Genomic DNA, 14,026 nt, shown 5'->3' with positions numbered 1-14,026 from the left:
GGTCCTTTTTGCTGTATTTTTTATTCCGCCCACCCGCTTTAATGAATAAATAAACTCAGGCCAAACGTCCATACGCAGACAAATAACAGAAGGTACAGGCTGTATTTGATCGTCATTTTCATTAATTGCCCTTCCTTGCCTGTCTGTCCCACAGCGGCAGTCGCAATGGCAATGGACTGCGGCGAGATCAGCTTCGCCATTACGCCTCCTGCTGTGTTGGCAGCTACCAGCAGAGCCCCATCAACACCAACCCCCGCAGCAGCTGTCGTTTGAATAGAAGCAAACAGCGTATTATTATTTACGACCGATCCTGTCATAAATACTCCAATCCAGCCAAGCACCGGTGAGAGGAAAGGAAAAATATTCCCGGTCATAGCTGCTGCTTCCCCCATAGCCATCGTCAGTCCCCCATAGGTGGCAAGCTTAGCTACTGCAAGAATGGCACAAATGGTGACAATCGGCAGCCACAGCTCTTTTAATGTCTGCATTAATTCTGCATGTGCCCTGGACCAGTTCATGTTTTTGGCAAATAATACTGTCACAAGCACCGCCAGCAGAATCGCTGTACCTGTAGCCCCGATAAAGTTCAGGTTAAATACAATTCCCTGGCCCGCGGAGCTGCTGTATGTTCCAGGCAGAATAAAGCCAAGCACCGCAGGGGAAAGCATGCCACTGTCTTCAAAAAGTGCTTTAAATCCCGGAAAGCTCCATATCATGATAAAAATCGTCAGCAGGTAAAACGGCGACCAGGCAAGCACCACCGTTCTCCACGACCCTTTCGCTTTCGGTTCAGCCCGCACATACTCTTTACCATCGAGGCGGAAAACCTTGGCCGGCTGCCAGAACCGTTGGAGAACGGCAAGAGCCCCCATCGCTGCCAGGGAAGGAATAATATTGGCAAGCTCAGGACCAGCAGTAATCGTAATCACTGCCTGGAGCACCGTATATGTTACAGCTGTTACCAGGATGGCCGGAAGAGTTTCTTTGATACCCTTTAACCCATCCAGAAGAAATATCAGTAAAAACGGAATGCTGAAGTTCACTAGCGGAAGCGTGAGTGCAGTCATCTGCGACACGTCCATTGCAGTGATGCCTTCAAGCTGAAGTGTATCAATAATGCCCACCGGCACCCCGATGGCTCCAAAAGCTCCGGCTGCGCCGTTGGCAATCAGACAAAGCATAGCTGCCTGAAGCGGCTGAAACCCGAGCTGAACGAGCAGCACGGCACAAATAGCTATCGGTACTCCAAACCCTGCAGCGCCTTCCAGAAAGGCATTAAAACAAAAACCTATTAATAATAATTGCACCCGCTGATCTGCGGAAATCGAAGCGATGCTGTTTTGGATCGTTTGAAATTTCCCTGAGGCGACCGATACCTTATACAGCCAGACAGCCATGATAATAATATAGCCGATCGGAAACAGCCCCTGCACAATTCCTTCTGTCACTGCCCCGCCGCTTTGAGCTAGCGGCAGGCCAAAAACTCCCATTGCTATTACAAAAGTAACGCCGAGCGTAAGCAAAGCGGCATAGATGCCTTTCATTTTGAACAGTGTCAGGCATACCAGGAACAATAAAATTGGCACTGCAGCTACCAGAGCAGAAAAAACAATATTTTGAAACGGATCGTACGTTTCCACAAACATGAAAATCCCTTCCTTCTCTCCATCTCTATATGTGAATCATTTCACATATAGAGCATAACTCAGAGAAGTCACTGGCACAATAAATTTGTGAATATTTTCACATAAAGTTCTAAATTAAAATTTATTCTTTATTTCACCCAGTATTCGGTTTTTCTATTTGTAATTAAAGCACTTTAATTTTCAAAAAAAGTGCAAAAAAATTAATCACTGCATGCAAAATTTTTTTCCTCTACTCTCTCTTTTACCAGCCGCTTCCTGCTGTAGGTGCCTTCTGAAGTTGGCACGGTTCTTGCAACTTTTACAGTAACCTTACTTTAGGAGTGGGTATGCATGACAGAAACAATGTCTTCGAGTCAGATCATCGATCAAAACGATAAACACGGTGCCCGGAATTACACACCGCTTCCCATTGTTATTACTGAAGCAGAGGGTATATGGGTGAAGGATCCGGAAGGCCGCTCCTATATTGACATGCTGAGTGCATACTCCGCTGTTAATCAGGGCCACCGCCATCCCAAAATTATACAGGCCCTGAAAGATCAGGCCGACCGGGTGACGCTTACCTCACGGGCATTTCATAATGATCAGCTTGCTCCTTTTTATGACAAAGTATCAGCCTTAACCAGCAAGAACATGGTACTCCCCATGAATACCGGGGCAGAAGCAGTAGAAACGGCAGTCAAAGCGATCCGCCGCTGGGGCTATGAAAAGAAAGGGATTCCGGAAGGGCGTGCGGAAATTATTGCATGTGCGGGAAACTTTCATGGACGTACGATGAGCGCTGTCTCCCTTTCTTCGGAGGAGGGGTACAAACGGGGCTTCGGCCCGATGCTCCCAGGTATTAAAATCGTACCGTACGGGGATCTCAAGGCGCTCGAAAAAGCTATTACCCCTCATACAGCTGGATTTTTAGTTGAGCCCATTCAAGGGGAAGCCGGAATTATAATACCCCCTGAAGGGTTTTTACAGCAGGCGTACGAGCTGTGCCGGACCTATCGGGTGCTGTTTGCCGCTGATGAGATTCAATCCGGTCTTGGGCGCGCAGGTAAAATGTTCGCATGCGACTGGGAAGGGGTTACTCCTGATATATACATTCTCGGAAAAGCACTCGGCGGCGGCGTTTTTCCTATATCATGCGTAGCTGCTGATGAGGATATCCTTGGCGTTTTCACTCCTGGGTCCCACGGATCTACATTCGGCGGCAACCCCCTCGCCTGCGCAGTAGCGGCTGCTTCTCTTGACGTGATCGAAGAGCAGCAGCTTGCCTCCCGCTCACTCGAACTCGGAGAGCATTTTAAACGCAGGCTTGCCTCTATCACCAACCCTCATATTAAAGAGGTACGGGGGAGAGGGCTGTTTATCGGCATCGAACTCGATATTCCAGCGCGTGCCTGCTGTGAGCAGCTAAAAGACAAAGGAATTCTCTGCAAAGAAACACATGATACTGTTATCCGTTTCGCGCCGCCGCTCGTTATTTCACAGCAGGATCTCGACTGGGCGGCTGAACGGATTGAAGAAGTGCTTACTGAACTTTAATAATAGGAGGCTTTCAAATGTATACAGCGTACCGTCATGAACCTTTTACTGATTTTACGGATGAGCAGAACCGAAAGGAATTTGCAGAGGCGATCAAAGAAGTCGAAAAAAATCTCGGTCAGGACTACCCGCTGGTTATTGGCGGCGAGCGGATTATCACTGGGGAAAAGCTTGTTTCCATCAATCCTGCCAATAAAAAAGAAGTGATCGGCAGTGTTTCCAAAGCCAATCCCGCATTAATTAACCAGGCATTCAATGCTGCAAGCGACGCGTTTCAGTCCTGGAGAACAACAAGTGCTGATGCCCGTGCGGAAGTGATGTTCCGGGCAGCCGCAAAAATGCGCCGCCGGAAGCATGAATTGTCAGCGACGCTCGTCAAAGAAGGCGGCAAGCCCTGGAAGGAGGCAGATGCAGACGTTGCAGAAGCCATCGATTTCGTCGAATACTATGCCCGCCAAATGCTCGAGCTGAAAAACGGCAAGCCGATTAACAGCCGGGAGGGAGAATACAATCAGTATGTGTACCAGCCTCTTGGTGTGGCTGTCACGATTCCACCATGGAATTTCGCCTGCGCCATCATGGTAGGAACGACCGTTGCTCCGCTGGTTACGGGCAATACCGTTCTTTTAAAGCCGGCCGAGCCGACCCCAATCATTGCCGCAAAATTTGTCGACATTCTGATTGAATCCGGCGTGCCGGATGGCGTCATTAATTTCGTGCCCGGGGCGCCGGAAGAAATTGGCGATTACCTCGTGGATCACCCTAAAACAGCGCTTATCAGCTTCACCGGCTCCCGGGCTACCGGCACACGAATTTATAAAAAAGCCGCCGAAATTCAGGAAGGCCAGCAGCATTTGAAGCGGGTCATTGTTGAAATGGGCGGGAAAGACACGATCGTCGTCGACAGCGAAGCAGATCTCGACACCGCCGCGGAGGCCATTATTGCTTCCGCCTATGGATTTTCCGGCCAGAAATGCTCGGCAGGCTCCAGGGTCGTCGCTCACCAGGACGTATACGACGAAGTTCTGAGCAAAGTGGAAATACAGGCCAAAGCTTTATCCGTCGGGGATCCAACATCCTATGACAACTACATGGGTCCTGTCGTCAATCAGAAAGCATTTGATAAAATCACCGGCTATATTGATATCGGCAAACAGGAAGGACGGCTCGTGGCCGGAGGAAAGAGCGACGACTCCAAAGGATACTTCATTGATCCGACCGTCTTCGCTGATCTGGATCCGAAAGCACGCATTATGCAGGAGGAAATTTTTGGTCCGGTCGTTGCTTTTACGAAAGCCTCTTCCTACGAAGAAGCCATAGATATTGCAAACAATACCGAATACGGCTTAACCGGGGCCGTCATATCCAATAACATCGACCGGCTGGAATACGCCAAGCTTCACTTCCACGTCGGCAACCTGTATTTCAACCGTAACTGCACCGGGGCCATCGTCGGCTATCATCCATTTGGCGGCTTTAAAATGTCAGGCACCGATGCCAAGGCCGGCGGCCCGGATTATCTGATTCAGCACCTGCACCCAAAAACAATCAGTCAGATGCTTTAAAATGGCTGTTTGTGCTGTCTTACATTTTTTACAAAGGAGTTTTCCCGAAAATGGGAGAACTCCTTTTTATCGTTGCTCTCTTCTCTTTCATTGAGCGTTCATTTTGACAAGACCGTCTGTTTCCTTTAGTTTTATCATGTTGATTAAACCGATAAGAATTTATTAATAAAGGAGGTCCAGCTGTTGAAACACTTGATGAAGCGTTACTTTGATGTGTCGCTGATTGCTAAAATTACCACTGCTCTTATTGCCGGTATCGCTGTAGGTCTTATTTTCGGTGAAAATGCCGCCGTACTCGCTCCTATCGGCGACCTTATGCTTCGACTGCTTCAGTTTATTATAGTTCCATTGATTTTATTTACGCTGATTGTAGGGGTTAACCAGACTACTGTCGGCGGTCTCGGCCGGATGGGGGGCAAAGTATTCATTTATTATCTTCTCACCTCCGCTGTAGCAATCGTGGTGGGCACCTCTGTTGCCAGCCTTTTCAACCCTGGCACCGGCACTACACTGGATGGGAGTGAAAGCTTTGAAACTCCTGATAACCCTGGGGTTACAGAGGTTATATTAAACATCGTCCCGGATAATATTGCCGTAGCCTTTACGGAGATGAATCTTCTGGGCATTATTTTTACCGCCTTTGCTTTTGGCATTGCTTTAACTTATCTGCGTTCCTCCTCCAGCTATAAAGAAATGGGCGAGCGTCTGTACCGCGGGGCAGGGGCTTTAAACGAGCTTACGCTCACCGTCATGAAGGGCATTTTACAATTCATACCATTTGGCATCTTTGCCATTATCGCTGAGATTGTAGGCAGCCAGGGTGCAAATACGCTTCTCTCCCTCGGTAATTTTATACTCGTACTGTACGTTGCCCTTGCAGTACAGCTTGGCCTTTATATTGTCTTTCTTTTAGCCGCCAAAACTAATCTGGGCTCCTTTTTTCGGGAAGCACGCACTCCGATGCTCACGGCCTTCGTCACTCAAAGCAGCTCGGGCACCCTTCCTCTCACGTTAAACGCTGCCCGTGACCTTGGATTAAAGCAGAGCCTCTACGGCTTCAGCCTGCCTCTCGGAGCGACGATTAACATGGACGGCGCCGCCATCCGGGTAGCTGTTTCCGCCGTTTTCGCAGCAAACGTCGTAGGCGAGCCGCTCAGCTTTGTGGCCATTCTCCAAATTGTAATTGTTGGCACACTGGCTACGGTTGGTACCGCCGGTGTTCCCGGAGCTGGTATTATTATGATTGCCACCGTTTTTGCCCAGGTCGGTCTCCCTATTGAAGCAGTAGCACTTTTAACCGCTGTTGATGTACTTGTCGGTATGGGGGCAACAGCTTTAAATGTTACCGGGGACCTTGTCGGAACGAAGCTGATTAATAAAACAGAAAAGACAGGCAATACTGCTGAAAAATCATAATTCGAAACGCTGGAGGCATTCTTTGCTATCCAGCGTTTTTCAATGATGCTTAATCTATGTAAAAAAGACTCTCCGCAGTTGCCAGGAGAGTCTTTTAGTATTCATTTCCGTTAATCCACCGGGCGTCTTCCCGGCTCCATATCAGAATTGGAGGCCGTCATGACTGGTGTTACCGTCAGGTCGGAATACACCCGGTTTTGACAGGAGAGCCTGACATTTTCATCAGTAATGTCTTTGTTTTCGAGAATTGCAGCTTCCGGAGCTTCCTTCGGCCCGAGTTCTCCTTCGTTTACTTCACACCTGCAGGTGGTGCACCTGGCGTTCCCGCCGCAGCGGTGCAGAATATCAACACCATTGTCTTCAAGCGCAAGCACTAATTTTTTTCCTTCTTCCACTTCAAATGTACCGTAGCCTTTTACATTAACCGTTGGCATAGTAAACCTCCTCTTTGAAATAAAATGCACGTAAAGCGTAACACAATGAAAAACAGCATGCCTAATCGTCCTTTAATCTGCTGCCCTTTATGCCTTCCGCATTTTCTCACGTTTCTTCGTCCTGCTCGAGCGGTACAAACGCTACATATTCGACTACAGAGGAGCTCACTTCTCCCTGAATGTTTTTTTCTATAAGCAGCAGCTCCTGCCCCATTCGGCCGCCTACCGGCACCATCATTTTCCCGGGCGCTGCCAGCTGCCCGACTAAGGACTCCGGCACAGTTTTCGCTGCTGCCGTTACCATAATACGATCGTACGGTGCATGCTCCGACCAGCCTTTACTGCCATCACCCAGACGGTAATTAATGTTCGCAAATCCTGCTTCCAGCAGACGCTCCTGTGCCCTTTCCTGCAGTTGCGCAATTCGTTCAACTGTGTAGACAGAGTCGGAAAAGGCTGCTAATAGAGCCGTCTGGTAGCCGGATCCCGTACCAATCTCGAGCACCCTGGAAGCGGGATCAAGGTCCAGCTCCAGCGTCATTTTCAGTACAAGCGATGGCTGGGATATGGTCTGTCCGTGCCCAATCGATAAAGCCTGATCCCAATTGGCAAGATTTTTGTCTGTATCCATATAAAAACTGCGGTCCATGGCCCGAAAGTAGCTTCGTATTTCTTTATCCCTGTCTTTTTTCGACATGGGCGGCCTCCTTTCTTCTTATGTTCCCGAATACATACTCCTTGAGAGCTTTCTTATTTATATTCTTTTCCCGTACGCTTCGTTTTCCATTCATTCTCCTTGAAAAAATTGAATGGCTCAAGCATACTTTTAGACAAATAGGGTTATTCGTACTACGATTACTCTATACTCGCAATGAAGCGAACTGAAGGAGGTACTCATAAATGGCTATTGTACACGTATCAGATCAGGACTTTTCCGAACAAATTTCCGAAGGTGTCGTTCTAACTGACTTTTGGGCACCTTGGTGCGGACCCTGCAAAATGATTGCTCCGGTTCTCGAAGAAATTAACGAAGAAATCGGCGATAATGTCAAAATTGCTAAATTAAACGTTGACGAAAATCAGGAAACTGCCGGTAAATACGGCGTTATGAGCATTCCAACACTCATGATTTTCAAGGACGGCGAAATGGTAGAACAAATCGTCGGCTTCCAGCCGAAGGATCAGCTCCAGGGTCTGCTTGAAAAACACATGTAATTTTTCGTTATTAAAAATCCCGCGCTCGCTATGAGCACGGGATTTTTTCTGTTACTTATAGTGCTTCCATTCTTTTTTCTCCAAAGCTTCTTCCCTCTTCTGGCTTTTTCTTCCCCACCAGGATACGAGCAGCGGCCCGGAGATATTGTGCCAGACAGAAAAAATAGCGCTTGGAAGCGCCGCAAGCGGCGTGAAGTGGACAGTGGCCAGCTGGGTGCCGAGCCCGGAATTCTGCATTCCTACCTCAATCGATACTGCCCGCCGTTTTGTTTCGTCTAATCCCACCAGCTTTGCCGTTACATAGCCAAGAGCCAAGCCAAAGCTGTTATGAAGCACCACCGCTGCAAAAACCAACAGCCCGGTTGCAGCAATATTCTCCTGATTTGCTCCGACGACCCCGGCTACAATAGCAATAATCGCTGCCATGGACACAATCGGAAGCACCTGAACGCTTTTTTCCACTGTCTGCGGAAACAGCTGTTTAACTATTAATCCGAGCGCAATAGGTATAATAATAACCTGAAAAATGGATAAAAACATCGCCAGCGGATCCACCGGCAGCCATTCATTTGCAAGCACCAGAAGGGCAAGCGGCGTCAGAAGAGGAGCGAGCAGCGTCGATACCGTCGTCATAGCAACCGATACCGGAAGATCCCCTTTGGCCAGGTACACCATGACGTTTGATGCTGTCCCTCCCGGACAAGCGCCTACAAGCACGAGACCTGCCGCTATTTCCGGCGGAAGCTGCAGAACCAGGGCAATGATAAAGGCCGCAAGCGGCATGATAACAAACTGCGCAATCACTCCGGTCAGCACCGGCAGTGGCTTTTTTGCCACAATGCGGAAATCGGAAAGGTTCAGCGTAAGCCCCATACCAAACATGATGATCCCAAGTAAAATAGTTATGTAGCCGGTAATTCCTACAAATACCTCCGGCAGCAGATAAGCAATAAATGCGACCACTAACACAAAAACAGCAAAATATTTATTTACGAATATATTCAGGCTGTTCATTCTCCCACTCCTTTATTTTCTTTAAATTATGAAATATTTAGCATTTTAACGCTATTGTACTAACATTTCAATCCTTTAATAGGAAAAAGGAAGCGGGATACTTTGTTTTCTTTTTAGATTATTCTTCTATTGAAACCAAGCTTGCTCTGGAGTAGTTTGTTTAAAGAAGGGTTCCTAAGGAAACCTTTCGGCAACGCGCTTGCTTGTAAAAACAACAGGAGGGATTAAGCATGTGGTGGTGGAGATTTAATAATGACGGGCCGGTCTTTGAACCTTTTGGTACCGGGCAGCTTATAGTATGGCTTTGTCTTGCCCTCGCCTGTACCAGTATTATACTTTCTCAAAACTACCTTCGGCGCGAGCGCATGGCCCGACAGACGGTCAAGTGGCTCATCATTTCCACCTTCCTCCTTGGACAGATCGCCCTGCAGCTTTTTTATATTACAAACGACATTTGGAACCCGCGGTTTTCACTTCCGCTGAAAGTCAGCGACCTGGCCTGGATAGCAGTCGTTATTATGCTTATAACCGGCAGCCGCTTCTGGACTGCCTTCGCGTTTTATGCCGGCACTTCAAGCGCCCTGCTTACTATAGTGTTTCCGGACATGGAACGGTATGGCTTTCCCCATTTTCGGTTTCTTCACTTTTTTATTACACACGCGCTTATTGTGGCAGGCGTTGTTTATCAGGTGGTTGTAAAGCGTACTTTTATCTCCTTTCGTTCCTTGTTTGTCGTTTGGGGGGCCCTGAATGCTGCCGCCGTGGTGGCATTTTTGGTAAACCTCCATTTCGACGCCAATTACATGTATTTAATGGAAAAACCAGCTTCTCCTTCCCCTTATGATTTCTTCGGGCCGTGGCCCTATTATTTGCTCACGCTTCAAGCGATAGCGTTAACTGCGTTTCTATGTCTGTACGCAGGGTACCGCTTCGTCCTGAAAAAGTTTCTGCTTTTTTAATTTTCTTTGCTTAAAACGAAGACATTCCACTCCATTCCTGCAGCCGGTAACGCCAATAAAGCAGGCGGGAATCATTTTTATACCTCCTGTAATCCAGCGTGTGCTTGCCATCGGAATTGTTCCACAGCCGATGATAATAATCCCGCACGCCTTTCACGGCTTCCGAATCGTTACTGCCGGTAACCACAACATCAGTTTCCAAATTGTAATTATCCAAATTTCTTCTTGTCATGTTCGCTGAGCCACCAATAACTACTGCCTTCTCTGCCTTTTCCATCATCATCATTTTGGCATGATACTGTGCCCCGCCGGCATGATACCACCGTATGTTAATACGGCCATTTGATTTCTCCACGAGCTCGTGAGCTGCCGGCTGATTGGGTATGCCTATTTTTTCGTTTCCAAAAGCTTCTTCGTTTATATCCATAATAATATTAATATCAGCGCCCCGGCCTGCTGCCCCGAGGAGCGCTTCGATGACATCGCGGTCTGCTAAATAAAATATTCCCATATGCAACTTTTCCCCCTGGGACAAATAACGTATTTCTCTCAGCACCCGTTTCTTAATTTTGCGCTCTGTTAACAGCTGCATTTCATACTTCCCGTTTTCTTCCGGCACTTCCACTTTAGAGATAAACGAATCGAATTTTTCCCCTGAACGATCTGCCATTTCCAATACTTCTTTTTCTGTTTTCAATAAATCCTTCAGCACAGCGCCCCTGACTTCAAAGCCTGTATTTGCATGATACCCGCTGGCATCGTGAGGATTCGCTGAAGTAACCATTCCTGCCTTTTCTGTAACAAGCGTTTTCCGGTGATTGGCTTTGAAATTTAAAATCTTCAGATAAGAATGGAGCGTTACATCGGGGGCGTCACTCGTGAAAAAGTTAGGAAGCCATCCTCTCCCGTGGTTTTCAAACCACTGAACAAAAGTCCGGTAAAACCCTGAATAAAGCGGATTTGAATCCCTTAATGCATCCAGTTTCGTAAAAATGACTTCAATGCCGTTCTCTTCGAGCTGCTGAAAGTGTTTAGGCGTATAAGCCCCGTAAAAAGTATTAACCGGATCAGTTATAACCACTATTTCTATGTCAGGCTCCACTTCTTTTTTGTTGATTAATGCCTCCGACAGACGCCTCGTTAAAGGGGGGAAATCCACTCCCGCTTCATGCTCGCTGTTAAAGTAGAACATGTCCATCACGATAAACTGGTCCGCTTCTTCAATGTTCCGGATCACTGTATCAAATATTTCTTGTTCTACCACCTGTGACTCTGTGGAGGAAACGTAGGTATGATCCTCAAGAAAACGGACATGGTCTGTACGATGCTTTCGCCCCTCATGGGAAACGTTCGCGGCAAGGGGCTTATTGCTCTCATAAACTGCAGTTACGACCAAGGCTGAAGCAGCGCTGAGTAAAGCCATCAGCATCCACTTCTGTCTAAACGCGTCTCTCTGAAATATTTTCGGAATTTCTCTTTTCATAACAGTGCTCCTTTTATTGGTTTTGTATCTCTTTTTTTCTTTAACCAAAACCTTTTGCTGACGGGGATCACTGTCTACTTTTCTCTCTGAACTTTCGATTGGTTTCTTATTCCCGCCAAATTAAATATTAAAATGTATTTGGATAACTACTGAAATATTGCAAAAATAAAACATGTATATTTAACACTTATTATGATTTATTATTTTATATTACAAAAACATTACAAGTATATTACTGTTCACCTCCAAAGGTTGTACTCATTTCCCTTAATATCTATATAAAAAACGTCATATTAACGTTCACTTCCATTTTTATACATAGTCTTTTTTACCTAAATAACAGCCTTTAGCATAATTTATTAAAAATTCAAAATATTAATCAGGCAATTGAATTTTTTTGCTTTGATTATTTCAGAAATCCTTTTATAAAAGCCTTTTTATTAAAACTATATTACAAAACTTACACATTATTGAATTGTCTCTCACATTCTTATAGAATTGGGTTTATAGAAAAACACATACTAAAGACTCACAAAAATACATTTAGGAGGTGCAGCTTCACTTCGCTACATCCATTATCCTGTCTGCTACCTATACTTATAAAATCCAGTATTCATATCGAAAAACTTATCATTATACTCCTACATATATAAGACAGCGGATGACAAAGCAAGTGAACACACATAATGAAAAAATACTTATTTGGAACAGCAGTAACAGCAGGAGTGCTATTCGCAGGCCCACAGGCAGCGGATGCAGCAATTGATGATCATGGTTCTTTATCCTATGGTGATGTAAACTCTTCCGTAAATGACCTTCAGGAAGCTTTAAAGGAAGAAGGACACTTTGAAGGCTACACCGGTTCCCGCTTCGGCCCTAAAACACTTCAGGCCGTGAAGGACTTTCAATCTGCAGAAGGAATTTCTTCTCCTTCCGGCAACTATTATGGCGTGGCAGGACCTTCGACTCAGTCTGCGTTAATGGATGCCATTGGTTCGAGCTCTTCATCAAACACATCGAGCAGCTCGAACTCTACTTCCATTGGAAGCCACGGGTCTTTATCCTACGGCGATCGTAATTCTTCCGTAAACGCTCTTCAAAAGAAATTAAAGGAACACGGCTTCTTCGAGGGCTACACTGGTTCCCGCTTCGGTCCTAAAACACTTCAGGCCGTGAAGGATTTCCAGTCCGCTACAGGAATTTCTTCCCCTTCCGGCAGCTACTATGGGGTAGCAGGTCCGTCTACACAGAGCGCACTAATGGATTACAACGGTTCCTCTGCAAGCAGCTCGAGCAGCAATGAACAGGTAGCCGGGGTTTCAACTGGCACTGGCTCGGACATTGTAAGCACAGCGAAGCAGTACATGGGCACTCCTTACGTTTGGGGCGGCATGTCTCCAAGAGGGTTTGACTGCAGCGGCTTTATTAACTACGTATATGACAAGCACGGCAAAAGCATGCCGCGTACCGTTTCTTCTATTTACCGTGCAAGCACAAAAGTATCGAGCCCGTCTGTTGGCGACATCGTTTTCTTTGATACAAGAGGCGGCGCCTCCCACGCAGGTATTTATGTTGGAAACAATAAATTTATCCACGCAGGCGCTTCCACCGGCGTTACCATTTCAAGCATGAATAGTTCCTACTGGAGCCCTCGCTACATGGGCGCCGGCCAAATCTAAACAGCACCAGCACAAAAAGCCAGGAGACCCCTACGGAAGGATTCTCCTGGCTTTTTTGCTGTCTGCTTACAAGTAATTTTCCAACGCGTACGCCACCCCGTTTTCCAGATAGCCTTTAGTTACATAATCCCCGGCCTCTATCACTTCCTCCACCGCATTTCCCATCGCAACGCTGGTACCAGCAATTTCAAACATCGGCAGATCGTTTAAGTTATCCCCGATAGCTGCTGTATTTTCGAGCGGAACTCCCATTTCTTCTGCCATACGGCGCAGAGCGTACCCTTTGCTTACGCTTGGATGGGCAATTTCAAGCTTTGTAATTCCCGATGAGGTCAAAGAAACGTCTGTGCGCGGGGCCAGCCGGTCCCTCAGCTTTTTTAATCTTTTCCGGTCAAAGGACAATACAAATATTTTGTATATTTCTGCCGTTGCCGGATCCACATCCCGGTAATCCTTCATATACCCCGTGCCATGCTGAGCGTATTGAATACCCATCTCCTCTTCTGACCAGGCTTTCGTCACCTCTTCGTTCTCTTCCTGTACATTTTGCACTTCTGCTCTGAGCCGCTCCTTGCCCTCTTCAAGCAGTATTACTCCCTGGTTCGTATATATCTCGTAGTACCATTTTTCATTTTCAAGCTCGGGAAGCAGCTCTTCGGTGATGCCTTCAGGCAACACCAGCTGGTCAATGCTCTCCCCGTCCTGGTAGGTCCACGCTCCATTTCCGACCATCATCGGGCAGTCCAGTCCGGCGCGTCTCAAAATATCCTCAGTGTCCTGCAGCGACCTTCCTGAGCAGACAGCCACTGTATCTCCGTTTTCCTGTGCGGCCTTTATCGCCTTCACATTTTCTGCACTGATGGAACGATCCTTTTTAATGAGTGTACCGTCTAAATCAACAGCGATTAGCTTCATTTCTGCTTTCCTCCAATGTAAAAACGATATAAATCTCTCTTATTTACTTTTATCATAAACTTTTAACGGTGTCGCGAATAATTTCACGAGAGCATAAAATAGTTTGTGTAAACGATCGATCACCAAAAAAGGAAGTCCTTTTCTAGTAGAATGAAGTTACCGAC

12 protein-coding genes are annotated in these 14,026 nt (G+C 46.7%); 6 read left to right on the top strand and 6 right to left on the bottom strand.

Annotated features, from left to right (window positions below; all coding sequences use genetic code 11):
• Window positions 1-38: 38 nt before the first annotated feature.
• The gene (locus tag ACTTK7_RS09890; protein ID WP_462867819.1) at window positions 39-1,646 is read right to left on the bottom strand and encodes an L-lactate permease; all 1,608 of its coding nucleotides are present in this window, start codon (window positions 1,644-1,646) and stop codon (window positions 39-41) included.
• A gap of 330 nt (window positions 1,647-1,976) precedes the next feature.
• Here ACTTK7_RS09890 and ACTTK7_RS09885 point away from each other — a divergent pair, with 330 nt between their 5' ends.
• The 3 genes from ACTTK7_RS09885 (at window position 1,977) to ACTTK7_RS09875 (ending at window position 6,163) form a co-directional block, all read left to right on the top strand.
• Window positions 1,977-3,182, top strand: a complete 1,206-nt coding sequence (locus ACTTK7_RS09885; protein ID WP_462867818.1) for an ornithine--oxo-acid transaminase — start codon at window positions 1,977-1,979, stop codon at window positions 3,180-3,182.
• Window positions 3,183-3,199: 17 nt separating this feature from the next.
• Window positions 3,200-4,747, top strand: a complete 1,548-nt coding sequence (gene pruA / locus ACTTK7_RS09880; RefSeq protein WP_462867816.1) for an L-glutamate gamma-semialdehyde dehydrogenase — start codon at window positions 3,200-3,202, stop codon at window positions 4,745-4,747.
• Window positions 4,748-4,930: 183 nt separating this feature from the next.
• Window positions 4,931-6,163 (top strand): dicarboxylate/amino acid:cation symporter, encoded by a 1,233-nt coding sequence (locus ACTTK7_RS09875; protein WP_462867814.1) that lies wholly within the window; start codon window positions 4,931-4,933, stop codon window positions 6,161-6,163.
• A gap of 110 nt (window positions 6,164-6,273) precedes the next feature.
• Here ACTTK7_RS09875 and ACTTK7_RS09870 read toward each other — a convergent pair whose 3' ends face one another.
• On the bottom strand, window positions 6,274-6,597 hold the full coding sequence (locus ACTTK7_RS09870) for a 2Fe-2S iron-sulfur cluster-binding protein (protein WP_462867812.1): 324 nt from the start codon (window positions 6,595-6,597) through the stop codon (window positions 6,274-6,276).
• 106 nt (window positions 6,598-6,703) lie between these two features.
• A complete protein-coding gene (locus ACTTK7_RS09865; RefSeq protein WP_462867810.1) occupies window positions 6,704-7,294 on the bottom strand; it encodes a protein-L-isoaspartate(D-aspartate) O-methyltransferase in 591 nt (196 codons plus the stop codon).
• Window positions 7,295-7,497: 203 nt separating this feature from the next.
• On the opposite strand from ACTTK7_RS09865, the gene trxA reads away from it, so the two are divergent.
• Entirely contained in the window at window positions 7,498-7,812 is a 315-nt protein-coding gene (trxA, locus tag ACTTK7_RS09860; protein ID WP_322526643.1) for a thioredoxin, read from the top strand.
• A gap of 51 nt (window positions 7,813-7,863) precedes the next feature.
• On the opposite strand, the gene ACTTK7_RS09855 is transcribed toward trxA, so the two are convergent.
• Window positions 7,864-8,826 (bottom strand): bile acid:sodium symporter family protein, encoded by a 963-nt coding sequence (locus tag ACTTK7_RS09855; RefSeq protein WP_462867808.1) that lies wholly within the window; start codon window positions 8,824-8,826, stop codon window positions 7,864-7,866.
• Window positions 8,827-9,056: 230 nt separating this feature from the next.
• Here ACTTK7_RS09855 and ACTTK7_RS09850 point away from each other — a divergent pair, with 230 nt between their 5' ends.
• Entirely contained in the window at window positions 9,057-9,785 is a 729-nt protein-coding gene (locus ACTTK7_RS09850; RefSeq protein ID WP_462867806.1) for a YwaF family protein, read from the top strand.
• A 10-nt stretch (window positions 9,786-9,795) separates the two neighbouring features.
• On the opposite strand, the gene ACTTK7_RS09845 is transcribed toward ACTTK7_RS09850, so the two are convergent.
• Entirely contained in the window at window positions 9,796-11,268 is a 1,473-nt protein-coding gene (locus ACTTK7_RS09845; RefSeq protein ID WP_462867805.1) for a phospholipase D family protein, read from the bottom strand.
• A gap of 686 nt (window positions 11,269-11,954) precedes the next feature.
• On the opposite strand from ACTTK7_RS09845, the gene ACTTK7_RS09840 reads away from it, so the two are divergent.
• A complete protein-coding gene (locus ACTTK7_RS09840) occupies window positions 11,955-12,947 on the top strand; it encodes a C40 family peptidase (protein WP_462867803.1) in 993 nt (330 codons plus the stop codon).
• A gap of 66 nt (window positions 12,948-13,013) precedes the next feature.
• On the opposite strand, the gene ACTTK7_RS09835 is transcribed toward ACTTK7_RS09840, so the two are convergent.
• Entirely contained in the window at window positions 13,014-13,862 is an 849-nt protein-coding gene (locus ACTTK7_RS09835) for a Cof-type HAD-IIB family hydrolase (RefSeq protein WP_462867801.1), read from the bottom strand.
• Window positions 13,863-14,026 lie beyond the last annotated feature (164 nt).

Source organism: Marinococcus tarijensis (assembly GCF_054971385.1).
Note: the sequence above shows the minus strand (reverse complement) of the source record. Positions and strands in the feature narration are given on the sequence as shown.

Bases quoted from the DNA above. Each gene is read 5' to 3' on its own strand.
- ACTTK7_RS09890 (WP_462867819.1), bottom strand. From the start codon at position 1,646: ATGTTTGTGGAAACGTACGATCCGTTTCAAAATATTGTTTTTTCTGCT.
- ACTTK7_RS09885 (WP_462867818.1), top strand. From the start codon at position 1,977: ATGACAGAAACAATGTCTTCGAGTCAGATCATCGATCAAAACGATAAA.
- pruA (WP_462867816.1), top strand. From the start codon at position 3,200: ATGTATACAGCGTACCGTCATGAACCTTTTACTGATTTTACGGATGAG.
- ACTTK7_RS09870 (WP_462867812.1), bottom strand. From the start codon at position 6,597: ATGCCAACGGTTAATGTAAAAGGCTACGGTACATTTGAAGTGGAAGAA.
- ACTTK7_RS09865 (WP_462867810.1), bottom strand. From the start codon at position 7,294: ATGTCGAAAAAAGACAGGGATAAAGAAATACGAAGCTACTTTCGGGCC.
- trxA (WP_322526643.1), top strand. From the start codon at position 7,498: ATGGCTATTGTACACGTATCAGATCAGGACTTTTCCGAACAAATTTCC.
- ACTTK7_RS09855 (WP_462867808.1), bottom strand. From the start codon at position 8,826: ATGAACAGCCTGAATATATTCGTAAATAAATATTTTGCTGTTTTTGTG.
- ACTTK7_RS09850 (WP_462867806.1), top strand. From the start codon at position 9,057: ATGTGGTGGTGGAGATTTAATAATGACGGGCCGGTCTTTGAACCTTTT.
- ACTTK7_RS09845 (WP_462867805.1), bottom strand. From the start codon at position 11,268: ATGAAAAGAGAAATTCCGAAAATATTTCAGAGAGACGCGTTTAGACAG.
- ACTTK7_RS09840 (WP_462867803.1), top strand. From the start codon at position 11,955: ATGAAAAAATACTTATTTGGAACAGCAGTAACAGCAGGAGTGCTATTC.
- ACTTK7_RS09835 (WP_462867801.1), bottom strand. From the start codon at position 13,862: ATGAAGCTAATCGCTGTTGATTTAGACGGTACACTCATTAAAAAGGAT.